23 protein-coding genes and 2 pseudogenes are annotated in these 23,350 nt (G+C 68.2%); 17 read left to right on the forward strand and 8 right to left on the reverse strand.

What is annotated here, in order from left to right:
* Positions 1-12: 12 nt before the first annotated feature.
* Both minC and ACQ859_RS24895 read right to left on the reverse strand, forming a co-directional pair.
* Positions 13-594: a septum site-determining protein MinC gene (gene minC, locus ACQ859_RS24890; protein ID WP_431263222.1), complete on the reverse strand. Its 582-nt coding sequence runs from the start codon at positions 592-594 to the stop codon at positions 13-15.
* A gap of 206 nt (positions 595-800) precedes the next feature.
* A pseudogene (locus ACQ859_RS24895) lies at positions 801-959 on the reverse strand (hypothetical protein); the annotation flags it as partial.
* 937 nt (positions 960-1,896) lie between these two features.
* On the opposite strand from ACQ859_RS24895, the gene ACQ859_RS24900 reads away from it, so the two are divergent.
* The 4 genes from ACQ859_RS24900 (at position 1,897) to ACQ859_RS24915 (ending at position 6,244) form a co-directional block, all read left to right on the forward strand.
* Positions 1,897-2,889, forward strand: a complete 993-nt coding sequence (locus ACQ859_RS24900; protein ID WP_431263223.1) for a bile acid:sodium symporter family protein — start codon at positions 1,897-1,899, stop codon at positions 2,887-2,889.
* Between the two features lie 54 nt (positions 2,890-2,943).
* On the forward strand, positions 2,944-4,989 hold the full coding sequence (gene metG, locus ACQ859_RS24905) for a methionine--tRNA ligase (protein WP_431263224.1): 2,046 nt from the start codon (positions 2,944-2,946) through the stop codon (positions 4,987-4,989).
* A gap of 125 nt (positions 4,990-5,114) precedes the next feature.
* A complete protein-coding gene (locus ACQ859_RS24910; protein WP_331614960.1) occupies positions 5,115-5,318 on the forward strand; it encodes a DUF3460 family protein in 204 nt (67 codons plus the stop codon).
* A gap of 83 nt (positions 5,319-5,401) precedes the next feature.
* The gene (locus ACQ859_RS24915; RefSeq protein WP_431266651.1) at positions 5,402-6,244 is read left to right on the forward strand and encodes a segregation and condensation protein A; all 843 of its coding nucleotides are present in this window, start codon (positions 5,402-5,404) and stop codon (positions 6,242-6,244) included.
* 127 nt (positions 6,245-6,371) lie between these two features.
* On the opposite strand, the gene ACQ859_RS24920 is transcribed toward ACQ859_RS24915, so the two are convergent.
* The 3 genes from ACQ859_RS24920 to ACQ859_RS24930 all read right to left on the reverse strand — a co-directional run bounded on the left by ACQ859_RS24920 (position 6,372) and on the right by ACQ859_RS24930 (position 8,597).
* Complete coding sequence (locus ACQ859_RS24920) at positions 6,372-7,112, reverse strand: response regulator (RefSeq protein ID WP_431261183.1); 741 nt, start codon at positions 7,110-7,112, stop codon at positions 6,372-6,374.
* 318 nt (positions 7,113-7,430) lie between these two features.
* Positions 7,431-7,883, reverse strand: a complete 453-nt coding sequence (locus ACQ859_RS24925) for a MaoC family dehydratase (RefSeq protein ID WP_431263225.1) — start codon at positions 7,881-7,883, stop codon at positions 7,431-7,433.
* Between the two features lie 63 nt (positions 7,884-7,946).
* Positions 7,947-8,597: a ParA family protein gene (locus ACQ859_RS24930; protein WP_431263226.1), complete on the reverse strand. Its 651-nt coding sequence runs from the start codon at positions 8,595-8,597 to the stop codon at positions 7,947-7,949.
* A 61-nt stretch (positions 8,598-8,658) separates the two neighbouring features.
* Here ACQ859_RS24930 and ACQ859_RS24935 point away from each other — a divergent pair, with 61 nt between their 5' ends.
* The 3 genes from ACQ859_RS24935 to ACQ859_RS24945 are packed head-to-tail and all read left to right on the forward strand — an operon-like array spanning position 8,659 to position 11,694.
* Positions 8,659-9,279 carry an NAD(P)H-dependent oxidoreductase gene (locus ACQ859_RS24935; RefSeq protein ID WP_431263227.1) on the forward strand — a complete coding sequence of 207 codons (621 nt, stop codon included), beginning with the start codon at positions 8,659-8,661 and terminating at the stop codon, positions 9,277-9,279.
* On the forward strand, positions 9,279-11,228 hold the full coding sequence (gene kefC / locus ACQ859_RS24940) for a glutathione-regulated potassium-efflux system protein KefC (RefSeq protein WP_431263228.1): 1,950 nt from the start codon (positions 9,279-9,281) through the stop codon (positions 11,226-11,228). The genes ACQ859_RS24935 and kefC overlap by 1 nt, the downstream gene beginning before the upstream one ends.
* A 25-nt stretch (positions 11,229-11,253) precedes the next feature.
* On the forward strand, positions 11,254-11,694 hold the full coding sequence (locus ACQ859_RS24945; RefSeq protein WP_331614954.1) for a DUF1841 family protein: 441 nt from the start codon (positions 11,254-11,256) through the stop codon (positions 11,692-11,694).
* 209 nt (positions 11,695-11,903) lie between these two features.
* Here ACQ859_RS24945 and ACQ859_RS24950 read toward each other — a convergent pair whose 3' ends face one another.
* The 3 genes from ACQ859_RS24950 to flgA all read right to left on the reverse strand — a co-directional run bounded on the left by ACQ859_RS24950 (position 11,904) and on the right by flgA (position 13,597).
* Entirely contained in the window at positions 11,904-12,293 is a 390-nt protein-coding gene (locus ACQ859_RS24950; protein ID WP_431261175.1) for a hypothetical protein, read from the reverse strand.
* Between the two features lie 35 nt (positions 12,294-12,328).
* The gene (gene flgM / locus ACQ859_RS24955) at positions 12,329-12,652 is read right to left on the reverse strand and encodes a flagellar biosynthesis anti-sigma factor FlgM (RefSeq protein ID WP_431261174.1); all 324 of its coding nucleotides are present in this window, start codon (positions 12,650-12,652) and stop codon (positions 12,329-12,331) included.
* Between the two features lie 120 nt (positions 12,653-12,772).
* Positions 12,773-13,597, reverse strand: coding sequence for a flagellar basal body P-ring formation chaperone FlgA (flgA, locus tag ACQ859_RS24960; RefSeq protein WP_431261173.1), 825 nt, complete (start codon positions 13,595-13,597; stop codon positions 12,773-12,775).
* Between the two features lie 149 nt (positions 13,598-13,746).
* Between flgA and flgB the strand changes: the two genes are divergently transcribed.
* The 10 genes and pseudogenes from flgB (at position 13,747) to flgK (ending at position 23,315) form a co-directional block, all read left to right on the forward strand.
* Positions 13,747-14,136, forward strand: a complete 390-nt coding sequence (flgB, locus tag ACQ859_RS24965) for a flagellar basal body rod protein FlgB (protein WP_431263229.1) — start codon at positions 13,747-13,749, stop codon at positions 14,134-14,136.
* Between the two features lie 26 nt (positions 14,137-14,162).
* Entirely contained in the window at positions 14,163-14,579 is a 417-nt protein-coding gene (gene flgC / locus ACQ859_RS24970; RefSeq protein WP_297526474.1) for a flagellar basal body rod protein FlgC, read from the forward strand.
* Between the two features lie 39 nt (positions 14,580-14,618).
* Entirely contained in the window at positions 14,619-15,278 is a 660-nt protein-coding gene (locus tag ACQ859_RS24975; RefSeq protein WP_431263230.1) for a flagellar hook assembly protein FlgD, read from the forward strand.
* Positions 15,279-15,353: 75 nt separating this feature from the next.
* Positions 15,354-16,757: a flagellar hook protein FlgE gene (gene flgE / locus ACQ859_RS24980; RefSeq protein ID WP_431263231.1), complete on the forward strand. Its 1,404-nt coding sequence runs from the start codon at positions 15,354-15,356 to the stop codon at positions 16,755-16,757.
* Between the two features lie 58 nt (positions 16,758-16,815).
* The gene (flgF, locus tag ACQ859_RS24985) at positions 16,816-17,544 is read left to right on the forward strand and encodes a flagellar basal-body rod protein FlgF (RefSeq protein WP_431263232.1); all 729 of its coding nucleotides are present in this window, start codon (positions 16,816-16,818) and stop codon (positions 17,542-17,544) included.
* 59 nt (positions 17,545-17,603) lie between these two features.
* Positions 17,604-18,386: a flagellar basal-body rod protein FlgG gene (gene flgG / locus ACQ859_RS24990; protein ID WP_088403440.1), complete on the forward strand. Its 783-nt coding sequence runs from the start codon at positions 17,604-17,606 to the stop codon at positions 18,384-18,386.
* A 94-nt stretch (positions 18,387-18,480) separates the two neighbouring features.
* Positions 18,481-19,197 carry a flagellar basal body L-ring protein FlgH gene (locus ACQ859_RS24995; RefSeq protein WP_431263233.1) on the forward strand — a complete coding sequence of 239 codons (717 nt, stop codon included), beginning with the start codon at positions 18,481-18,483 and terminating at the stop codon, positions 19,195-19,197.
* Positions 19,198-19,314: 117 nt separating this feature from the next.
* Positions 19,315-20,387 (forward strand): annotated as a pseudogene (locus ACQ859_RS25000) (flagellar basal body P-ring protein FlgI).
* A 1-nt stretch (position 20,388) separates the two neighbouring features.
* Positions 20,389-21,276 carry a flagellar assembly peptidoglycan hydrolase FlgJ gene (flgJ, locus tag ACQ859_RS25005; RefSeq protein WP_431263234.1) on the forward strand — a complete coding sequence of 296 codons (888 nt, stop codon included), beginning with the start codon at positions 20,389-20,391 and terminating at the stop codon, positions 21,274-21,276.
* A 62-nt stretch (positions 21,277-21,338) separates the two neighbouring features.
* Positions 21,339-23,315, forward strand: coding sequence for a flagellar hook-associated protein FlgK (gene flgK / locus ACQ859_RS25010; RefSeq protein ID WP_431263235.1), 1,977 nt, complete (start codon positions 21,339-21,341; stop codon positions 23,313-23,315).
* Positions 23,316-23,350: the final 35 nt, after the last annotated feature.

Below are 23,350 nucleotides of genomic sequence, written 5' to 3' on the forward strand. Positions count from 1 at the left end.
GGATCCGCGGGCTCAGGCACCCAGCGGCTCCATCAGCAGCTTTTCGCCGTCGAGGCGGACCTGCGCGGCCTTGCCCCGGACGTTGTCGGGCAGCGGGTTCTCGCTGGTGCGGTAGATGCCGGCGATGGCGATCAGTTCGGCCTCGAGCTGCTGCGCGAAGATGCGCGCGTCCGTGTTGCCGCGCGCGCCGGCGATCGCCTTGCCGCGCAGCGGCGCGTAGACGTGGATGCTGCCGTCGGCGATCACCTCGGCGCCGTGGTTCACCGCCGCCAGCACGACCAGGTCGGCGCCCTTGGCGTAGACCTGCTGGCCGGAGCGCAGCGGCTTGTCGACGTAGACGGTCTTGACCTCGGTCGGCACCGGCACTTCCACCGGACGCTCGACGATGACTTCCTTGATGACCTGTTGCACGACCTTCTCGACGCGGGGTTCACGCGGTTCACGCGGCTCGCGCTCGGCGCGCACCGGCAGGTCGGGCGCCTCGGCCAGCCCCAGTTCAGCGGCCTGCGCCAGTTCCGCGGCGTTGGCGCCGACCACGCCCACCGGCTGCAGCCGGTGACGGCGCAGCAGCGGCAGCAGGGCGGCGATGTCCACGCGGGGGCGGGCTCGGTGGCCTCGACGGCTTCGGCAACGGCGACGGCCGGCGTCTCGGCCTCGAGGCTCAACTGCCCCTGGCCGTCGGTCGACGGCGCCACCGCGGCGCCCGGTTCCGCCGTCTCCACGGCCCCCTCCACCGACGCGACCGGCAGCTGGCTCAGGTCGAGCAGCAGCGGATCGTGGTGGAACGCGTCGGGCGTTTCGCCCAGCTTGGCCTGGAGTTCCGCGTCGAGCGCGGCCGGATCGGCCGTCTTCAGGACGAGGGCGAGCAGGCTCAGCGAGGCGCTCTTCAGTTCAAAAAGTTCCGGGGACTTGCCAGCGGCCGACCGCCCCGATGAATTGCCCGCCACTGCCTGCGTCATGTAAGAAATGAGGAATGCGTTTGCAAAGTCGCGGATTTTAGCGGTGCGCGAGGGCCTCTCTTTAGGGGCCTGCCCAGCCCGTGCGGCCCCGACCGCACGCCGGCCCACCGTCGCCGACCTGTCATGTCCGGTCCGTGGGTCGTCATGAACCGCAGGACGACTGCCTCATTTCCGAGCAAACCATCGGAATACGGCTCGTGACAAGCACTTGCAAGCGTCATCGCCAAATGACACACATGCTTGTCCACAGGGGCGGGGGATAGATCCGCCGTTCGGAGGGAAGACAGCGCTACCGTCAGGTCGCCTCTTCCGGCGTCATCGGCGGGTTGTCAACCCAAAAATCGAGGATGCGGGGCTTGACTTATCCCCATTCAGCCGCTCCACCGGTCCCGCGAACGCAGCCGCCGCAGCGCCGCGGTCCGCTCTCCAGGGACATCGCTAACCCATTGATTCATATAGCGCGATTTCGCTTGCCCGGAAATGAGGCACGGAACCTCGGGGGACCGTCGATCAAGGGTTTAGAGCAATCCCCGGCAGGTTTCCCACACAGTTATCCACAGTCTCGGTGGATAGCTTTCCAGGGTCTTTGAAATCAAGCATTTAGCGTGACTCCTTGAACCGCAGGACGAGGTCGACTACCTCTTCGGCGGGATGCCGGAGGGTGTCTGGGCCGTGCGACAAGCCGGTTTTCCGTTACAAGTCCGGCCGAATCTGCCGACCGCCGGCCCGCCCGACTGTGCGAGGGCCGTCACGAATGCACCAGGCCGCGTCACGAATCCGACATCCCGGGCGGCCAGCGTTCCGGCAGGCGGCGAAATCGGCGGGCGGCAAGGCCAATGACAGGTGGGCAAGTCCCGGGCCCGCTAGAGTGCCGGCCTTGTCCCTGTTTCTCCCGATGGTTGTGACGTGCCGGCCCCGCGCTGGCGAAAGGTTGGCGATGGGCATCCGGTCCTGGTTCCGCAAGGAATGGTTTCTGCTGGCGCTCGTCGGCGCGGTGGCGCTGGCCAGCTTCTGGCCCGAACTGGGCCGCAGCGGCGGCCTGCTGCGGCTGGAGGTCGTCAGCAACTGGGGCGTGGCCCTGGTGTTCTTCCTGACCGGGCTGGGCCTGTCGGCGGCGGCGCTGCGCGACGGCGCCCTCAAGTGGAAGGTCCACGTGCTGGTGCAGCTCAGCACCTATGCGCTGTTCCCGCTGCTGTGGTGGGGCTTCAGCGCCCTGTTCGGCCGCTGGCTGCCGCAAGACCTGGCCCTGGGCTTCGCCTACCTCTGCGCGCTGCCGTCGACGATCTCGTCGTCCGTCGCGATGACGGTGCTGGCCAAGGGCAACGTGCCGGCCGCGATCTTCAACGCCAGCGTCTCCAGCCTGCTGGGCATCGTGCTGACGCCGCTGCTGGTCGCGCTGATGGCGGGCACCAGCGGCGCCACCCTGCCCTTCGGCGAGGCGGTCTGGAAACTGACCCAGCTGCTGCTGCTGCCGCTCGTCGCCGGCCAGCTGCTGCGCCCGCTGCTGCTGGGCTTCTACACGCGCTACAAGTCGCGGATCACGCTGATCGACCGCTGGGTGATCATCCTGCTGGTGCTGTCGGCCTTCAGCGACTCGGTGGCCTCGGGCCTGTGGCGCGACCACGGCGCGGAGCTGCTGGTCAAGGCCGCCCTGGGCGCGGCGCTGTTCCTGGCCGCGGTGATCGTGCTGAGCCGGCTGGCGTCGCGCGCGATGGGGCTGTCGGTCGAGGACGAGATCGCCGCCGTGTTCTGCGGCTCCAAGAAGACGCTGGCCTCCGGCGTGCCGATGGCCAAGCTGCTGTTCGGCGCCCATCCGGCGGTCGGCGTGATCGTCCTGCCGATCATGTTCTACCACCAGCTGCAGCTGATCCTGTGCTCGTGGCTCGCCCAGCGTTACGCGGCGCGCCCGACTCCTGTTTCCGGCGCCTAAAATGGTCGGTTCCCCGGGAGTCCCCCGGGGGCCCCCGCAGCCCTGAAAAGCGCCATGACCCGCAAGCTCTTCGTCACCACCGCCCTCCCGTACGCCAATGCGAATTTCCACATTGGCCACATCATGGAGTACACCCAGGCCGACATCTGGGTGCGTTTCCAGCGGATGCAGGGCAGCGAGGTGCACTTCGTCTGCGCCGACGACGCGCACGGCGCGCCGATCATGATCGCGGCCGAGAAGGCCGGGAAAAGCCCGCAGCAGTTCGTCGCCGACATCGCCTCGGGCCGCAAGCAGTACCTGGACGGCTTCCACATCAGCTTCGACAACTGGCACTCCACCGACGGCCAGGAGAACCACGAGCTGTCCAAGGAGATCTACCGCTCGCTGCGCGCCAACGAGCTGATCTCGGTGAAGACCATCGAGCAGTTCTTCGACCCGCAGAAGTCGATGTTCCTGCCCGACCGCTTCATCAAGGGCGAGTGCCCGAAGTGCGGCGCGAAGGACCAGTACGGTGATTCCTGCGAGGTGTGCGGCGCGGTCTACACGCCGACCGAGCTGAAGAACCCGTTCTCGGTGCTGACCGGCGCGACGCCGGTGATGAAGAGCTCGGAGCACTACTTCTTCAAGCTGTCCGACCCGCGCTGCGTCGAGTTCCTGGAGCAGTGGACGCAGGCGCCCGGCCGCCTGCAGCCGGAGGTGCTCAACAAGATCAAGGAGTGGTTCACCAAGGACGAGGACGGCAACGGCGGCCTGGGCGACTGGGACATCAGCCGCGACGCGCCCTACTTCGGCATCGAGATCCCCGACGCGCCGGGCAAGTACTTCTACGTCTGGCTGGACGCGCCGATCGGCTACCTGGCCTCGCTGAAGAACTACTTCGGCAAGACGGGCCGCGACTTCGACGCGTTCGTGAAGGACGAGTCCACCGAGCAGATCCACTTCATCGGCAAGGACATCACCTACTTCCACACGCTGTTCTGGCCGGCGATGCTGCACTTCAGCGGCCGCAAGACACCCAACCACGTGTTCGTGCACGGCTTCCTGACCGTCAACGGCGGCGAGAAGATGTCCAAGAGCCGCGGCACCGGCCTGGATCCGCTGAAGTACCTGTCGCTGGGCATGAACCCGGAGTGGCTGCGCTACTACCTGGCCGCCAAGCTCAACAGCAAGGTCGAGGACGTCGACTTCAACCCCGAGGACTTCGTCGCCCGCGTCAACTCGGACCTGGTCGGCAAGTACATCAACATCGCCAGCCGCGCGGCGGGCTTCCTGTCCAAGCGCTTCGGCGGGCAGCTGTCGGCCGACGTCGGCGTCGAGGGCCGCGCGCTGCTGGACGGCCTGCGCGCGCACAAGGGCACCATCGTCGAGCTGTACGAGACCCGCGAGTTCGGCAAGGCGCTGCGCGAGATCATGCTGCTGGCCGATCGCGTGAATGAATACGTGGACCAGAACAAGCCCTGGGACCTCGCCAAGCTCGAAGGCAAGGACCAGGTGCTGCAGGACGTCTGCACCGTCTGCATCGAGGCCTTCCGCCTGCTGTCGATCTACCTGAAGCCGGTGCTGCCGGCGCTGGTGGCGAAGGTCGAGGCCTTCCTGCAGGTCGCGCCCATGACCTTCGTCGACGCCGACCGCGCGCTGGGCGCGCACAAGATCGGCGGCTACGAGCACCTGATGCAGCGCGTCGATCCGAAGCTGCTGGAAGCGCTGTTCGAGCCGCCCGCGCCGCCCAAGGTCGTGCCCGGCGGCGAGGAGCTCGCGCCCGAGATCAAGATTGACGACTTCGCCAAGGTCGACCTGCGCATCGCCAGGATCGTGAAGGCCGAGCTGGTCGACGGTTCGGACAAGCTGCTGCGCCTGACGCTGGACGTCGGCGAGGGCCGCCTGCGCAACGTGTTCAGCGGCATCCGCAGCGCGTATCAGCCGGAGCAGCTCGAAGGCAAGCTCACGGTGATGGTCGCCAACCTGGCGCCGCGCAAGATGAAGTTCGGCGTGTCCGAGGGCATGGTGCTGGCCGCCAGCCACGCGGATGAAAAGGCGAATCCCGGCATCTTCGTGCTCGAGCCCTTCCCCGGCGCTCAACCCGGCATGCGTGTTCGATAAGCCCACCCCCTACCGGCTGACGCCGGCCCCCTCAAGGGGCGAGCCCGAAGGCCCGGCGGAGCCGGCGCCTCGGACTCCGCTTGGTCAATACTTTAAGATTCACCGCTCACACACGAGAAGTCGCCATGCCGCTGTTCTGGAAGAAATACGAATCCGAAGCCACGCAGTTCATCAACGAACTGAAGGCCAAGAAGCCGACGCTGGAAGCCGAGCAACGCGCCGGTCGCGCCCTGCTGTGGGACCGCGAGCAGGACCGCCAGGCCCAGGCCGGCTACAACGACGCCCGCGTGTCGCAGCAGGCCTACGTCTACCAGACCAAGTCCGAGTGACCTGACGCCGCCGGTCCTGCCGACCTCGCCGCCCGCCTGTCGTTTCCTGCGTGAGCAACGCTGACGACCATCGCGACACCGCCCTGACGCTGCCGGATCCTCCGGCGGATCAGGGCGGCGACGCTTCCACGCCCGACGCGGTCGACCATGTCGCCGTGGCCCGGCTGTACGGCGAACCGCTGTTCGCCATGCCGCAGGACCTCTACATCCCGCCGGATGCGCTGGAGGTGTTCCTGGAGGCCTTCCAGGGGCCGCTGGACCTGCTGCTGTACCTGATCCGCAAGCAGAACTTCAACATCCTCGACATCCCGCTGGCCGAGGTGACGCGACAGTACCTCAGCTACGTCGAGCAGCTGCGCAAGCACAACCTGGAACTGGCCAGCGAGTACCTGCTGATGGCCGCGATGTTGATCGAGATCAAGTCGCGGATGCTGCTGCCGCCCAAGAAGACGGACGACGGCGGCGAGCCCGAGGATCCCCGCGCGGAGCTGGTCCGCCGGCTGCTCGAATACGAGCAGATGAAGCAGGCGGCAATGCGGCTCGACCAGATGCCGGTGCTGGGCCGCGACTTCCTGCGGGCGCAGATCCACATCGAGCAGTCGCTCGCGCCGCGGCTGCCGGACGTCCACGTCGACGACCTGCGCTCGGCCTGGGCGGACCTGATGCGGCGCGCCAAGCTCAACCAGCATCACAAGATCTCGCGGGAACAGCTGTCGGTGCGCGAGTACATGTCGCACCTGCTGCGCCGGCTGCAAGGCGCGCGCTTCGTGGAGTTCGAAGACCTGTTCGAGCTGGACAAGGGCTCCCAGGTGCTGGTCGTGTCCTTCATCGCGATGCTCGAGCTGGCGCGGGAGCGCCTCGTCGAGATCACCCAGGCGGAAGCCTTCGCGCCGATCTACGTGCGCCTGGCCTACGCGCCGAGCTGAGACCGCCCGCCGCCGCCATGAAAAACGCCGGGGCAAGCCCGGCGTTGTCGTTTCGGCGAGGGCTGCGCGGGTGGGCGCCAGCCTCTGCAGAACGTGGTCTCAGCGGAAGGTGGTCAGCGGAATGTGGTCAGCGGAATGTGGTGAAGGCGGCGTTCGGCTGCCGCTGGACCATCTGTCCCACCGCCAGCACCGCCTGCGTGCGCGAACTGACGCCCAGCGCCTTCAGCACTGCCGCGACGTGATCCTTGATCGTCTCGACCGAGACGCCGAGTTCGCGCGCAATGATCTTGTTCGGCTTGCCTTGGAGCAACAGCGCCAGCACATCGGTCTGGCGCGGCGTCAGCTGCAGGCTTTCAAGCCCGGCCGTGGTCTGGTAGCCGGCCTGACTGGCGAGCGCCTGGACCTGGTTCAGCTTGGCGTTGCCAGGGGCTGCCTCGGCGACGGCCACCGGCTCCGGCTCCGGCGCCACATCGGAGCCCAGCGACATCGGCGGCACGTAGATCCCGCCCGACATCACCAGTTTCAGCGCCTGGGCCAGCACGTCGTTGCCGGTGCGTTTGGGGATGAATCCCATCGCGCCCTGGTCGATCGCGCGGATCACGTCGCTGGCGCGGTCGGAAGCGGAGATCACCACCACCGGCAGCGACGGGTATTGCGCGCGGAATTCCTCCAGCACGTCGAACCCGCTGGCATCGCCCAGATTCAGATCCAACAGCACCAGGTCGAAGTCCTGGCGCGACTTCAGCGTGTCTCGCGCCTGAGCCGCGCTGTCGGCGCCCAGCACCTGCACGTCTTCTCCCAGACCTTGAATCACGGTCTGCAGCGCGGCCAGGATCAGCGGGTGGTCGTCGATCAGCAAAACCCTCACGGGCGTCTCTCCTTGGATGGTCGGACTGCGACGAGGGGAGCCTCCCCACCGGCCATACCGAATAACTTTCGAACGAAGCCGAGATCATAGGCGGGCGCTTCCGGGCAGGCACTCCCCCTTACGGTGGCATCAGAAACAGTAGAAAGTTCTATTGGCAAACTGAGAATTTTGTATTCGCACATCATGGTATCGACGTGTGAGGGCTGTCCGTCGAGTGTGTCGGCGGTTCAATGAGGCTTCGGAAATGATGGAAACGCCACCGGCGGGCGCTTGCCGCCCACCCCTGTCCGACGTCTTCCACCATCTGGCGGATGTGGCTCAGCGGTACTGCCGCGTCAGCGATTCGGCGATGCAGACCGGCTTCCCGCCGGCCTCCCGCTCGACGGTCACCTCGACCATCATCTGCACCCCACCCTCGACCGGTTCCAGGCGCTTCAGCACGAAGCGCCCGCGCAGCCGGCTGCCGACGGGCACCGGCGCCGGGAACCGCACCCGGTCCAGCCCGTAGTTGATCCCCATGCGGACCTCCCGCACCCGGAAGGCGGTCTCGTAGAAGCGTGGCAGCAGGCTGAGCGTCAGGAAACCATGCGCGATGGTCGTGCCGAAGGGACCTTCCGCGGCGCGTGCCGGGTCGGTGTGGATCCACTGCTGGTCCTCGGTCGCGTCGGCGAAGGCCTGGATCCGCGGCTGGTCCGCCGCGATCCACTCGGACACGCCGATCTCCTGGCCCACCAGGGGCGTCAGGTCTTCCAGCTTCTCGAACATCCGCATCCCGGTCTCCTGTCGTTCTGAGGTCGTCAGCGCCGGCAGGTCCCGGGAGCGCGCGGCAAGGGGTCAGTCCTTGCCCGCCTTCCCCGGCCGGTCCAGCCAGGCGCAGAGTCGTTGCCACTGTTCCAGATCGCGGGCCACGCGGCCCGGGGCGATGTCCCAGAGCGTCAGCCCGCGCGCGGCGAGCTGCACGTAGTTCTGGGTGTCGCGCAGTTCGGCCAGCAGCGGCAGCCCGAGCTGCTCGATGAACTGGTGGAGCTGCTGCTGCGACAGCGTGCCTTCGCGCACCCGCATCGCCACCAGGCCGATGTCGAGTCCGCCCGACTTGCCGCGATCCTGGGCCGCATCTTGCAGCTCGCGCACGAAGTCGTATGTCGCCTGGATGTCAAAGAGGCTGGGCTGCAGCGGCACGACCACGCGGTCCGCCACCTTGAGCGCCTGCGCCAGCTTCTTGCCGTGCAGGCCGGCGGGGGTGTCGAGCACCGCGTGCGACACGCCCTTCGGGGTGCGCAGCTGCTCGGTCGAGGCCAGCTCCCACCCACGGATCGCCGGCAGCGCCGCGGGCCGCTGCGCGAGCCAGCGCGCCGAGGATTGCTGGCGGTCGATGTCGCCCAGCATCACCGCATGCCCGCTATGGGCCAGGAATCCCGCGACGTTGCTCGCGAGCGTGCTCTTGCCGACCCCGCCCTTGGGGTTGGCGACCAGGATCACCGGCATGGCCTCTCCTCTCCTCGATGAGGTGCGTCGGATGTTATGCGATGCCGCAAAATCGGCCGCCATGAGCGCCCCCTCCTCCATCCTCATCCTGGCCGCGCATCCGGACCTGGCCCATTCCCGCGTCACGCGGGCGATGCTGTCCGCCGCCCACGGCCTGCCCAACGTCCGCGTGCGCGACCTCTACGCGCTGTATCCGGACTACTCGATCGACACCCACGCCGAGCAGGAGGCGCTGCGCGACGCCGAGATGCTGGTCTGGCTGCATCCGATGCACTGGTACGGCATGCCCGCGCTGATGAAGCTGTGGGTGGACGAAGTGCTCAGCGTCGGCTTCGCCTACGGCCAGACCGGCCACGCGCTGCACGGCAAGGACCTGTGGCTGGTGACCTCCGCCGGCGGCAGCGAACACTCCTACAGCGCCGAGGGCTACAACCGCCATCCGGTCGGCGACTTCCTGCTGCCCTATGCGCAGACGGCCGCGCTGTGCGGCATGCGTTTCCTGCCGCCGCTGATCCTGCACGGCGCGCAGAAGGCGCCGGCCGAGCAGGTCCAGGCCCATGCGCAGGCCTTCGTCGAGGGGCTGCGCGTCCTGCCCGAGTGGTGCGAGCACCAGCCCGATCCCGCGCAGGAGACCGTGCCCGACGACGAGCGCCCGGTGCGCGAGGAAGGAGCGCCGGTCTGATGGATGTCTCCACTCCGATGAACGCCGCGTCCGCCGCGATGGCCGCCGCCTCCGCCGCGGTGACGGCGACCGAAGCCGCCGCGCACGGCGCGCATGGCAACTGGCTGCTGACCCCGCTCGTCCTGCTGGCCGCCGCGGTGCTCGCGGTGCCGCTGGCGCGCGGGCTGAAGCTGGGCTCGATCCTGGGTTACCTGGTGGCGGGCGTGCTGCTCGGGCCGCAGGTGCTGGGGCTGATCAGCCAGCCGGCGACGGTGCTGGAGGTCGGCGAATTCGGCGTCGTGCTGATGATGTTCCTGGTCGGCCTGGAGCTCGAGCCCAAGCGGCTGTGGGCGATGCGCCGGCCCATCTTCGGCTGGGGCTCGGGGCAGATGCTGGGCTGCGCGGCGCTGCTGCTGATCCCGTCCTTCTTCCTCGATGCCGACTGGCATGCCGCCGTCATCGCGGCGCTGGGCCTGGCGATGTCGTCGACGGCCGTGGCGCTGGCCACGCTCAGCGAGAAGAACCTCGGCAACACGCGCGCCGGCCAGAGCGTCATCAGCGTGGCGCTGCTGCAGGACATCGCCGCGATCCCGGTGCTGGCGCTCGTGCCCATCCTCGCGAGCCAGGGCCGGCCCGCGGCGGGACACTCCGGATACCGGATCTGGCTGGCGCTCGGCGCGCTGGTGCTGATCGTGCTCGGCGGCCGGCTGCTGCTGCGTCCGCTGCTGCGCTGGATCGCGCGCAGCGGCACGCCGGAGATCTTCACCGCCGCCTCGCTGCTGCTGGTGCTGGCGGCGGCGATGCTGATGCAGAAGGTCGGGCTCTCGATGGCGCTGGGCGCGTTCGCGGCCGGCGTGCTGCTCGCCGAGAGCGAGTACCGCCGCGCGCTCGAGGCCGACCTGGAGCCGTTCAAGGGGCTGCTGCTCGGCATGTTCTTCATCGCCGTGGGCATGGGCCTGGACCTGACGGTGCTCTGGCACAAGCCGCTCGCCGTACTCGGCCTGCTGGCCGCGCTGTGGCTGTGCAAGGGCCTGGTGCTGGCGGTGCTGGGCCGGGCAATGGGTCTTCCCCGGCCGGAGCGCGCGGTCTTCGTCATCCTGCTGGCGCAGGGCGGCGAATTCGGCTTCGTCGTCTTCCAGCTCGCCGAGCAGGCGACGCTGCTCGACGCCTCGCAGCGCTCGGTCCTGGTGGCGGCGGTCGCGCTGTCGCTGGCACTGACGCCGGCGCTGCTGGCCTGGGCGCAGCGGCGCGCCGGCCAGATCGAGCGCAAGTCCCCGCATGAACTCACCGAACAGCAGGAATCGACCGTGATCATCGCGGGCTTCGGGCGCTACGGGCAGATCATCGGGCGGATGCTCTTCGCCAACGGCATTCCGGCGACGGTGCTGGACCACGATGCCGACACCGTCGAATCGCTGCGGCGCTTCGGCTGGCGGGTGTTCTGGGGCGACGCGACGCGGCTGGAACTGCTGCGCACCGCCGGCGCGCAGCATGCGCAGGTGCTGGTGCTGGCGGTCGACGACTTCAACCACAGCGTCAAGATCGCCGAGATCGCGCGGCAGCACTTCCCGCACCTGACGATCGTCGCGCGGGCGCGCAACGTCCAGCACTACTACGCGCTGCGCGAGCTGGGCGTCGAACTGATCGAACGCGAGACGCTGGACTCCGCGCTGATGAGCGCGCGCAGCGTGCTGCAGCAACTGGGCTGGGAGCCGCACGCGGCGCGGCAGATGGCGTGGCGCTTCCGGCGGCACACCGTCGAGCAGACCGAGGAACTGCGCCCGCACCGCGGCGACCTGGACACGCTGATCGCGATGTCCAAGCGCGGCCGCGAGCAGCTGGAGGAGCGCCTGGCGGCCGAACGCAAGGCGCTGGCGGAAGGCAAGGTCCGCAACCCGTGGCAGGAACCGCATCTGGCGCCCGGCGCGGCGCCGGCGACCGCCGAGCATCCCCAGCCTGACAAGGCCTGACGAGGACGGCGACAATCCGACGCTTATGTTTGCCCCTTCCCAACTCGAGGTCCGGCGCTTCTTCTGCCAGACCTTCCGCAAGTACCGCGACAAGCTGCCGCTGACGCCGATGGAGGCGATCGCCTCGGACTGGATCGAGCAGCACCCGGAGTACCACGACGAACTCGCCGACGAGGACGCCGCGCTCGCGGCGGTCTACACGGTCGAGGACGGCCGCACGAATCCGTTCCTGCACCTGTCCATGCACCTGAGCCTGATGGAGCAGCACCAGATCGATCAGCCGACCGGCGTGCGTCAGGCGCTGGACCTGCTGGCGGCCCGCCGCCAGTCGCTCCATGAAGCCCACCACGAGGCCATGGAGTGCCTGGGCGAGATGATCTGGACCTCTCAGCGCAGCGGGCTGCCGCCGGACGGCCACGTCTATCTGGATTGCCTGCGCCGCAAGGCGACCCGTACGCCGACCTGACCTCCACGCACCGGACCTCTCCCGAGGTCCTCGGTAGCAAAACCGAGGGAGTGAGACAGTGGTTGGGGACGGCTGTGCTGGGGGTTTTGCCGCTCGCCGGCAAGGCCCCTGCACTGGCGGCCGACGCGCCGACCTCCGCCCGGGGGCTCTCCGCAAAGCAAAAGGCCACGCACTGCGTGGCCTTCTTCATTGGAGAGGGAAACCGAGGCTCAGGCCTGGATCGCTCCACCCAGACCCGACTTGCGCTCGTTCTTGCCGGAAGCGCCGTACAGGCCGCTCGGCTCGCCGGGCATCAGCACGTCGATGGCGCGGTCCAGCGCCGCGGTCGCGCGGGCCAGCGACTCGCGCTGGGCGGCAACGCGGCCGCCGGCCTGCATCAGGCGGGTGCGCAGGCCTTGCGGCACGGTTCCTGTCCGGGCAGCCGCGCTGAACTGCTCGATCGCCCGGGCCAGCGCCGCATGCAACGACGCCGCGTGCAGCTCGATCGCCTGCGAGTCGCGTCGATGCAGCGCGTCGCCCAGCAGGTTCAGGCAGCTTTCGACGTCCTGGAGCGGTTGCTCCAGGTCGACGGCGGTCGTGGTCAGAGGCGTGGCGGTCATGGGCGTCACCGGAAAAGCTGGGGTCGTGGGGCGCTTCAGTGCGACTGCTGGGTGCGGCCCAGCATCTCGGACGCGTTGGCGATCAGCTTGTCGGCGATCGCGTCGGCGTTGATCTTGAACTCGCCCTTCTCGATCGCGCTGGCGATGCGGGCGACCTTCTCCGCGTCGAAGCTGCCGTCGTCCGGGCCGGTGCCCGAGATCAGGCTGCTCGCCGTGCTCGACAGTTCGACCTTGGACCCCTCGTTCGAGGGGGCCGCGGCGCCGCCCTTGGCGGTCTTGGCTCCGCCCTCGGTCGCGCCGGCAGCGGTGCCGCCGACTTTCGAGTAGGCGTTGATGTCAGCGTTGTTACCGATCTTCATGGCGTTTCTCCATGGGCCCGAGAACTTCCGGATCCCTTCCATTAGCGGGTTTATCGACCTGCCTGGACGGAACTTGAGGGCCGGGCTTCACAAAATAGACAGATCTCTCGGTGAAGGCCATCACAGTACCACCTCCACCCGTCGTTCACCGATCGTACGCCCGGTGGCCATGCGGCCATTGTCGAAACGTACCCGGACATCCTGGCCTTCCAGCCCGACGCCCATCGCCTGGCCTTCGCCGGCGATCGCATACCCGTCGCCGGTCGCCATCACCTGCACCCGGTCGCCCGGCTGCACCCACTGGCGCAGCTTGAGGTCGACGGACCGCAGGGCCTGACCGGCCGCGACCGGTTTGGCGAGGTGACGTCCGAGCCAGCCATCCGCTTGGGTATAGATGGCGCCGGCCTCGCCCGCAATATCTACTTCGGCCAGCCGGAAGTGTTCTTGAGTCAGGATCGTGCCCGTCGGCAGGTCGGCGGCGGCCACGAACGCCTGGCCGTAGACCTTGATCGTCAGCGGCAGCGTCACATTCCACTTGGTCACGCCGGCCACGCAGCGCAGTCCCAGCCGGCTGCGGCCCCACATCTTGGTGCCGGGCGGGAGGTAGGGCTGGATCTGCGCGCAGGGCGCCAGGCGCAGGCGCGGGTCCAGCTTGCCGATCTCGATCTCCACGCGGGCCTGATTCGGTGCCACCTGGCGGGCGCCGGCCATCGCCAGCGTCTGCAGACGGTCTTCCAGCGTCGCGTCCAGCGCGTTCAGGCCCGAGCCGCCGGGTTCGCTAACGGAAATGTTGGGCGCCACGGCGACCTGCACCGGCGCCGCGGTCTGCGCGTCGGCCTCGTCCACCAGCCCGAACATCAGCCACACGGACATCAGCGCCCCCGCCAGCAGGGCGGGCAGCGCCTGCGCGTGGCGGGCATGGGTGGAGTGGCAGCTTTGCGGCATGGGTCGGAACTGTACGGATCCGGGGCTCGCCGGTGGCTTCGAAATGCGCCGAGATCACCCGTCTTATCGCGCTCATGTTTTCGGACCTGCTGAACACAATGCTCGAACGTGACAGAAACGGGTGACAGGTCGTCCGAAGGAGAAACGTGATGCTGAACAAACTGACCGACGCGATGAGCTTCCAGTCCCAGGCGCTGACCCTGCGGGCGGAGCGTCAGCGTCTGCTGGCCAGCAACATCGCCAACGCCGACACCCCGGGCTACCAGTCCAAGGACATGGACTTCGCCAAGGCATTGCGCATGGCGACCTCCCCGGCGGCCAACCCTTCGGAGTCCAACCAGACCCTGACGCAGCGCACCCAGAACGCGCTGCAGAGCAGCCTGAGCGCGATGACCAGCATGGACAGCAACACCGTCGACATGGACCGCGAGCGCGCCAGCTTCGCCGACAACACGGTGAAGTACGAGGCTTCGCTGCGATTCCTGAACGGCTCGATCCGCACGATGCTGGACGCGATGAAGTCGCCGAACGCCTCCTGATCGCGCGCTAGAAGAAGGAGCCCGTCATGTCGATGTTCAGCATCTTCCACATCAGCGGCAGCGCGGTCAGCGCGCAGAGCCAGCGCCTGAACGCGGTCGCCAGCAACATGGCCAACGCGGACACCGTCGCCGGCCCGGACGGCCAGGCGTACAAGGCACGCCAGGTCGTGTTCCAGAGCGTGCTGGCCCAGAACGGCATGGACCAGACCGACGTCGGCGTGCAGGTGGTGGGCGTCCAGGAGAACCAGACCCCCGGCCGCCGCATCCACGACCCCAGCCACCAGCTGGCCGACGCCGACGGCTACGTGACGTACAGCAACGTGAACAGCGTCGAGGAGATGGTCAACATGATCTCCGCCTCCCGCTCGTACCAGAACAACCTCGAGGTCATGGGCACCGCCAAGTCGCTGCTGCTCAAGACCCTGCAGATGGGCCAGGGCTGATCGCCCGACCTTCCTGAATAACCGACCGGAACGCCCATCATGGACTTCACCGCCCTGAACACGAACACGAAGACCGGCGCCACCTCGAACACGGGCGCCGCGAGCGCGACCGGCACGAGCGCGCAGGAAACCTCCGACCGTTTCCTGAAACTGCTGGTCGCGCAGCTGCAGAACCAGGACCCGATGAACCCGATGGACAACGCCGCGGTCACCACGCAGATGGCGCAGATCCAGACCGTCACCGGCGTCAGCACGCTCAACAGCAGCATCCAGGCGCTGGGCAGCCAGTTCGGCCAGATGCAGGCGCTGCAGAGCGTCAGCCTGGTCGGCCGCGACGTCACCGTCCCCGGCAACAAGATCAGCGTCGCCGACGGGAAATCCACGATGAGCTTCGACCTCGGCGGCGCCGCCGACGCCGTCAAGCTGGAGATCCTCAACGGTGCCGGCGAGGTGATCTCCACGCAGGACCTCGGCAAGATGAAGGCCGGCATGCAGTCCTACACCTGGGATGCGTCCAAGGCCACCGAGACCACCAACCTGAGCTTCCGCGTCACGGCGACCAACGCCAGCGCCCCGGTCACCGCGACCACCCTCACCCGCGACACGGTGCGCGCGGTGAACACGAGCGGCGCCACGCTGCAGCTCGAACTCAAGAATTCCGGCCTGGTCGATTACGACAAGGTCCGGTCGCTGGGCTGATCCCAGCACTTCCGCCCAGCCCAGCCCCCAGCTTTACCCCGCAGATTCCCGCCTGAATCGCCCAAGGACACGACCATGAGCTTCCAACAAGGCCTCTCCGGACTGAACGCTTCCAGCAAGAACCTGGAAGTCATCGGCAACAACATCGCCAACTCCCAGACCTACGGCGCCAAGTCGTCGCGGGCCGAGTTCGCCGACATGTATGCCGCCTCGCTCAACGGCGCCGGCTCCAACGACGTGGGCATCGGCGTGCAGATCCAGACGGTGGCCCAGCAGTTCACGCAGGGCAACATCTCGATCACCGAGAACCCGATGGACCTGGCGATCAACGGCGCGGGCTTCTTCCAGGTCTCCGACGGCAAGAGCCCGACGGTGTACACCCGCAACGGCCAGTTCAAGGTCGACAAGGACGGCAACATCGTCAACAACGACCAGCTCAAGCTGATGGGCTACCCCGCCGACGCCAACGGCGTGATCCAGCCGGGCCTGGCGCAGGGCCTGAAGCTGCCCACCGGCGGCATCGACCCCAAGGTCACCAGCGACATCAAGATGGAGTTCAACCTGGACTCCCGCGCCGGCCCGACCGCCGCCTACGACCTGACCGACCCCGCCGACCCGAACTCGGCCAAGATCGACAAGACCGGCATCACGCTGAACGACCCGACCTCGTACAACAACGCGACGTCGATGACGGTGTACGACGCCAAGGGCCAGCCGACCGCGCTGACCATGTACTTCCAGCGCGCCAACAACGACGACGCCAACGGCAACACCGTCTGGAACGTCTACCTGACGGCCAACGGCAGCGCCGTGCAGTTCGACTCGCAGGGCAACCCGATCGAGACCGACGACGGCACCGCCAAGGGCAACCCGCTGACGCCGTTCACGCAGATGACCTTCCTGCCCACCGGCGGCAAGCCGGTCTCGCCCGGCCCGAGCGAATTCCTGAACCTGAAGATCCCCGCCGGCACGAACTCGCAGGGCGCCCCGACGCTGCCGATCCCGGCGCCGCCGGCCGATCCGTCCGACCCGTCGGTGCAGGGCATCAAGTTCGACCTGCGTTCGGCGACCGAGAACGGCTCCAACTTCGCCGTGACCGACCTGAACCAGAACGGCTACGCGCCGGGTCAGCTGGTCGGCATCAAGCTGGAAGACAACGGCATCGTCACCGCCCGCTATTCGAACGGCGAATCCAAGCCGGCCGGCCAGGTCGAGCTGGCGAACTTCCGCAACCCGCAAGGCCTGCAGCCGCTGGGCGGCAACGTCTGGGCGCGCACCAACGCGTCGGGCGATCCGGTCGTCGGCGTGCCCGGCGACGGCAACCTGGGCGTGCTGACCCCCGGCGCGCTGGAGGAATCCAACGTCGACCTGACCTCCGAGCTGGTGAACATGATGACCGCGCAGCGCGTCTACCAGGCCAACTCGCAGACCATCAAGACGCAGGACCAGGTCCTGCAGACGCTGGTCAACCTGCGCTGAGCCCCGCGCAGCCGCCGACGTTCCGAGCCCCCTGACTGCCGATCGCTGAGGAGTACCGATGGACCGCATGATCTACCTGTCGATGAGCGGCGCCCAGGCGGCGATGTCGCGCCAGGACGTGCTTTCCAACAACCTCGCCAACGCCAACAGCAACGGCTTCCGGGCCGAGCTGCAGGCGTTCCGCGCAGTGCCGATCCGCGGCGACGGCGCCTCCACCCGCGCCTTCGCGCTGGAGACGACCACCGGCCACGACCTCACCGCCGGCCCGATCACCACGACCGACCGCAACCTGGACGTCGCCATGAAGGGCAAGTCCTGGATGGCCGTGCAGGCGCTGGACGGCACCGAGGCCTACACCCGCGCCGGCTCGATGGACGTCGACCAGGAGGGCGTGCTGCGCATGCGCAACGGCCTGCAGGTGCTGGGCGACGGCGGTCCGATCACCGTGCCGCCCAACTCGACGATCTCGATCGGCGACGACGGCACCGTCGTGGCGAAGGCCGACGGCCAGCGTCCCGTGAACATCGGCCGCATCAAGCTGGTGACCGAGGACGGCCGCTTCACCCGCCGCGACGACGGCCTGTTCATCGCGGACGGCGGCGACCCGCTGCCCGCCGATCCCGCCGCCCGGCTGCAGTCGGGCGCCCTCGAGGGCTCCAACGTGAGCCCGGTCGAGACCATGGTCGGCATGATCGCCGCCGCCCGCCAGTTCGAGCAGCAGATGAAGTTGCTCTCGATCGCCCAGACCCACGGCCAGGCAGCCTCCAAGCTGCTGTCCGACAGCTGATCCGCCTGCCGACAGTTCGCAGTACGGAACCGCATTCGCCACAGGATTAGGAGACTTCGATGCTTCGCTCGCTCTGGACCGCCAAGACCGGCATGGAAACCCAGCAGACCCAGCTGGACGTGATTTCCCACAACCTCGCCAACGTCTCGACCAACGGCTTCAAGAAGTCGCACGCGGTCTTCGAAGACCTGATGTACCAGACGCTGCGCCAGCCGGGTGCCAACAACACCGAGCAGACCACGCTGCCCACCGGCATGCAGGTCGGCCTGGGCTCGCGCGCGGTCGCGACCTCGCGCAGCCACTCGCAGGGCAGCCTGACGCAGACGTCCAACTACCTGGACGTGGCCGTCAAGGGCAACGGCTTCTTCCAGGTCCAGATGCCCGACGGCACCACCGCCTACACCCGCGACGGCAGCTTCCAGCTGGACGCCAACGGCCAGGTCGTCACCAACAACGGCAACACGGTGCTGCCGGGGATCATCGTCCCGGCCGACGCGAAGACCCTGACCATCGGCGCCGACGGCACGGTGAGCGTCACCACCGCCGCCAGCGCCACGCCGACGACGCTGGGCCAGCTCCAGCTGGCGAACTTCATCAACCCGCCGGGGCTGGAATCGCTGGGCGGCAACCTGTACGCCGAGACCGTCGCCTCCGGCACGCCGCAGACCGGCGCCCCGGGCCAGAACAGCCTGGGCACGGTGCAGCAGGGCTTCGTCGAAACCTCGAACGTCAACGTCGTCGAGGAACTGGTGCAGATGATCCAGACGCAGCGCGCCTACGAAATGAATTCGAAGGCGATCACGACCACGGACCAGATGCTCCAGAAGCTCTCGCAGCTCTGACGGGCGCTCGCCCCGCTTTTCGACCGATCGGGCGCTGAACGCCCGCGCGACGATGCGGGGGCCTTCGTACCTGTCCGCGATCCTAGGAGTTGTCATGCCTTCGTTCCCGTCCCTGCCCCGCGCCCTTCCCCGTGCCGTCGTCCTGCTGGCCGTCGTGCCGGCCGCCCTCGCGCTGACCGCGTGCTCGACCATGTACCCGCAGCCGCGCGTGGACATGCAGCCCGCGCCGGTCGTGAAGATGCCCGAGCCCATCCCGGCTTCCGCCAACAACGGCGCGATCTACCAGAACGCGAACTACCGGCCGCTGTTCGAGGATCACCGCGCCCGCCTGGTCGGCGACATCGTCACCGTGACGATCACCGAGAAGGTCAGCGCGACCCAGAAGTCGACCAGCGAACTGGACAAGAGCGGCGCCCTGGCCGCCGGCGTGACCGCCATCCCGGGCATCGCCGCGAACTCCTTCGGCGCCGGCCGCGCCGACGTGGCCGGTTCCTCGTCGAGCAAGAGCACCGGCAAGGGCACGAACGAGAACACCAACGACTTCTCCGGCACCATCACCGCGGTCGTCACCGGCGTGCTGCCCAACGGCCACCTGCTGATCTCGGGCGAGAAGCAGGTCGGCGTCAACGCCAACGTGGACGTGCTGCGCTTCTACGGCCAGGTCGACCCGCAGTCGATCCGCCAGGGGAACATCGTCGCCTCCACGGCGATCGCCAACGTCCGGGTCGAGCAGCGCGGTCGCGGCGCCGTCGCCGACGCGCACGGAATTGGCTGGCTATCCCGCTTCTTCTTGAACCTTTCGCCCGTTTAAGTTTCCCCACAATCGGTCACACGAGTCTGCAACCGTGTGACCGAGATGTACCCCAACACCCTCCCCCGCTTCTTCTCCCGCTCCCCTCGCCTGCTGGCCTCCGGCCTGCTCGCGCTGATGGCCCTGCTCGCGATCGCGACGCCGGCCGAGGCGACGCGCATCAAGGAAGTCGCCGCGGTGCAGGGCGTCCGTTCCAACCCCTTGACCGGCTACGGCCTGGTGGTGGGCCTGGACGGCACCGGCGACCAGACCACGCAGGCCCCGTTCACGGGCCAGAGCATGACGGCGATGCTGCAGCAGTTCGGCGTGCTGCTCCCGCCCGGCGTGACCATGCAGCCGCGCAACGTCGCGGCGGTCATGATCACCACCTCCCTCCCCCGTTCGCGCAACCCGGCCAGCCGCTGGACGTCGTCGTCTCGTCCATGGGCAACGCCAAAAGCCTGCGCGGCGGCACGCTGATCGCCACGCCGCTGCGCGGCGCCGACGGCCAGGTCTACGCCATCGCCCAGGGCAACATGATCGTCGGCGGCGCCGGCGCGTCCGCGGGCGGTTCCAAGGTCCAGATCAACCACCTGAGCGCCGGCCGCATCCCCGGCGGCGCGCTGGTTGAGCGCAGCGTGCCCACGCCGCTGCAGCAGAACGAGTGGCTGCAGCTGGACCTGAACGCCTCCGACTTCGGCACCGCGCGCGCCGTCGCCAAGGCCATCAACAAGTCCAAGGGCGAAGGCACCGCGATGGCGCTGGACGGCCGCGTCGTGAAGGTCCGCGCCCCGCTGGCGCCGGACGCCCGCGTCGCCTTCCTGGCCGACATGGAGAACCTGAGCTTCGACCAGGAGACCCCGGCCGCCCGCATCGTCATCAACGCCCGCACCGGCTCGGTCGTCATGAACCAGGCCGTCACGCTGCAGCCCTGCGCGGTCGCGCACGGCAACCTGGCGGTGACCATCTCCAGCACGCCGCAGGTCAGCCAGCCCAACGCGCTCTCTGGCGGCCAGACCACGGTCACGCAGAAGACCGACATCTCGATCAAGCAGGACCCCGGCTCGCTGATCCAGCTGCCGGCCGGCGCGCGCCTGAACGACGTCGTCAAGGCGCTCAACACGCTGGGCGCCACGCCGCAGGACCTGCTGGCGATCCTCCAGGCGATGAAGAGCGCCGGCGCGCTGAACGCCGAACTCGAGGTGATCTGACATGGCCCTCTCCACTCCCCTCAGCAATGCGCTCGGCATGGGCGTGAACGGCCTGTCGTCGGACACGCGTTCCGTCGAGCAGCTCAAGGGCACCGCGTCGCGCGACCCCAAGGCCGCCGTCAAGGAGACCGCGCGCCAGTTCGAGGCCCTCTTCATGCAGGAAGTGATGAAGAGCATGCGCCAGGCCACGATGAACAGCGGGATGATGGAGAACTCGGCGACCCAGATGGGCGGCGAGATGCTGGACCAGCAGTACGCCGCGAAGATGACCGGCCTGCCCGGCGGCCTGTCGCAGGCCATCGAGCGCCACCTGCAGCGCCAGCTGGGCGTCAAGGACGGCGAACTGCCGACGGCCAAGGACGCGACCAAGGTCCCGCAACTGCCGGCGCTGGCCGTCAAGAACGTGCAGCCGCACGTGCAGGAGTTCATCCTCAAGCACGACGCCGCCGCCAAGTCGGCGCAGGCGGCGACCGGCATCCCGGCGAGCTTCATGATCGCGCAGGCCGCGCACGAGTCCGGCTGGGGCAAGCGCGAGATCCTGAACAAGGACGGCACCAGCAGCAACAACATCTTCGGCATCAAGGCCGGCGCCAACTGGACCGGCAAGGTCGCCGAGGTGCAGACCACCGAATACATCGACGGCAAGGCCGTCAAGGTGACGGCCAAGTTCCGCGCGTACGCCAGCCATGAAGAGGCCTTCAAGGACTACGCCAAGCTGATCGGCAACAACGACCGCTACCGCGACGTCGTCGCCAAGGCCAACACCGGCAGCGCCGAGGGCTTCGCCAAGGGCCTGCAGAAGGCCGGCTACGCCACCGACCCCGAGTACGCGACCAAGCTCGCGCGCACGATCAACACCACGATGCGCGTGCAGCGCGCGCTGGCCTGATCGCGCGCCGCTGAGCACGTCCTGAACGCCTAGAACGCCCAGGGAAGACCGAGGACACCGACATGAGTACCTCTCCGCTGCTCTCGCTCGGCATGCGCGCCATGTTCGCCAACCAGGCGGCGCTGCAGACGATCGGCCAGAACATCGCCAACGCGAACACGCAGGGCTACTCCCGCCAGGAAGTGGTGCTGACCACGCCCGAGGGCCAGTTCACCGGCGCGGGCTACTTCGGCAAGGGCGTCAACGTGCAGACGGTGACCCGCTCGCACAACGAGTTCCTGACCCGCGAGGCCGCGGCCGCCAAGTCGCAGGCCTTCGCCGACACGACCATGCAGTCCCAGCTGGCGCAGCTGGAGAAGCTCTTCCCCACCGGCGACGACAGCATCGGCCAGTCCGCCAACGACTTCCTGAACGCGCTGGTCGACGTGGCCAGCCGTCCGAACGATCCGTCGGCGCGCCAGGTCGTGCTGGGCAAGGCCCAGGCGCTGGCCGCGCGCTTCCAGAGCGCCGGCCAGCAGCTCGCCGACCTGCAGTCGGGCGTCGTCAGCGACATGAACGCCGACGTCAAGCAGGTCAACGAACTCGCCAAGCAGATCGCCGCGGCCAACGACCAGATCGCCCGCTCGGCCGGCACCAGCCACACCCCGAACGACCTGCTCGACAAGCGCGACCAGCTGATCTCGCAGCTCAGCCAGTACGTGCAGGTCAGCACCGTCCCCAACGCCCGCGACGGCACGACCGGCGTCTTCATCGGCGGCGGCCAGGTGCTGGTGCTCGGCGGCCAGGCGCAGCAGCTCTCGGTCACGCCCGATCCGTACGACGGCGCGCGCGCGCAGCTCTCCATCACCGATACCAGCGGCACCCGCGCGCTGGACGACAGCACGCTGACCGGCGGCACGCTGACGGCGATGCTGCGCTACCAGAACACCCACCTGCAGGACGCCCGCAACCTGCTCGGCCAGATGGCGACCGCGATCTCGACGCGCGTGAACGAGCAGCAGAAGCTCGGCATCGACCTGAAGGCGCAGGCCGGCGGTCCGCTGTTCACGATCGCCAATCCGACCGTGCTGCCGGCGGCCACCAACCGCGGCGACGCCAAGCTCAGCGCGACCGTCACCGACGGTTCGCTGGTCCCGGCGCTGTCCTTCACGGTCACGCCCGATCCGACCGGCACGCCCGACAGCTACCAGATCGCGGTGCGCCCGGGCGGCCAGCCGACGATCATGAACAACGACCAGATCAAGGCGGCCTACGGCATCAGCCTGTCGACGACCGGCACCATGCAGCAGGGCGACAGCTTCCTGCTGGAACCGGTGGCCAACGCGGCCGGCAGCTTCAAGCGCGCGCTGGACGATCCGGCGGGCCTGGCGGCGGCGTCGCCGATCATCGGCACGACCAACGTCAACAACAAGGGCACGGCGACCGTCGACACGCTCTACGCGATCAACGACAAGTTCGACAAGAGCAAGCAGCCCGCGACCGTCGAATTCGGCACCGTCAACGCCGACAACAGCATCAACTACACGATCACGCTGTCGGACAACACGCAGGTCAGCGGCACCTGGAAGGCCGGCGGCAAGATCGGCAACGACCCGGCCAACGGCGTGGACCTCGGCTTCGAGCTGAGCATCAACGGCGTGCCGCGCGAGGGCGACAAGATCGCCATGCAGGTGTCGGACCAGGTGGTGTCCACCAACAACGGCAACGCCAAGGCCTTCCTCGCGATGCAGAAGGAGCCCTTCCTGGGCAAGCAGCTGCAGGTCGACGGCACCTTGTCGCGCGGCCAGACCGTCAACGAGGCCTACGCCGCCGCGATGGCCGACATCGGCTCGCGCGTGCAGGGCGCGGACTACCTGGCGCAGGTCTCCACGACCGTGGCCTCGGACACCGAGCAGACCCGCTCCAGCCAGGCCGGCGTCAACCTCGACGAGGAGGCCGCCAAGCTGATGCAGTTCCAGCAGGGCTACCAGGCGGCCGCCAAGATGCTGCAGGCCGCGCAGAGCCTGTTCGATCAATTGCTGAGCGTGGTCGGCCGCTGACGCGGCCCGATCGACTGAACCCTGAAGGACGCAGC

Origin of the sequence: Roseateles chitinivorans, from assembly GCF_050632235.1 — a bacterium.
GTDB classification, from domain to species: domain Bacteria; phylum Pseudomonadota; class Gammaproteobacteria; order Burkholderiales; family Burkholderiaceae_C; genus Roseateles; species Roseateles chitinivorans_A.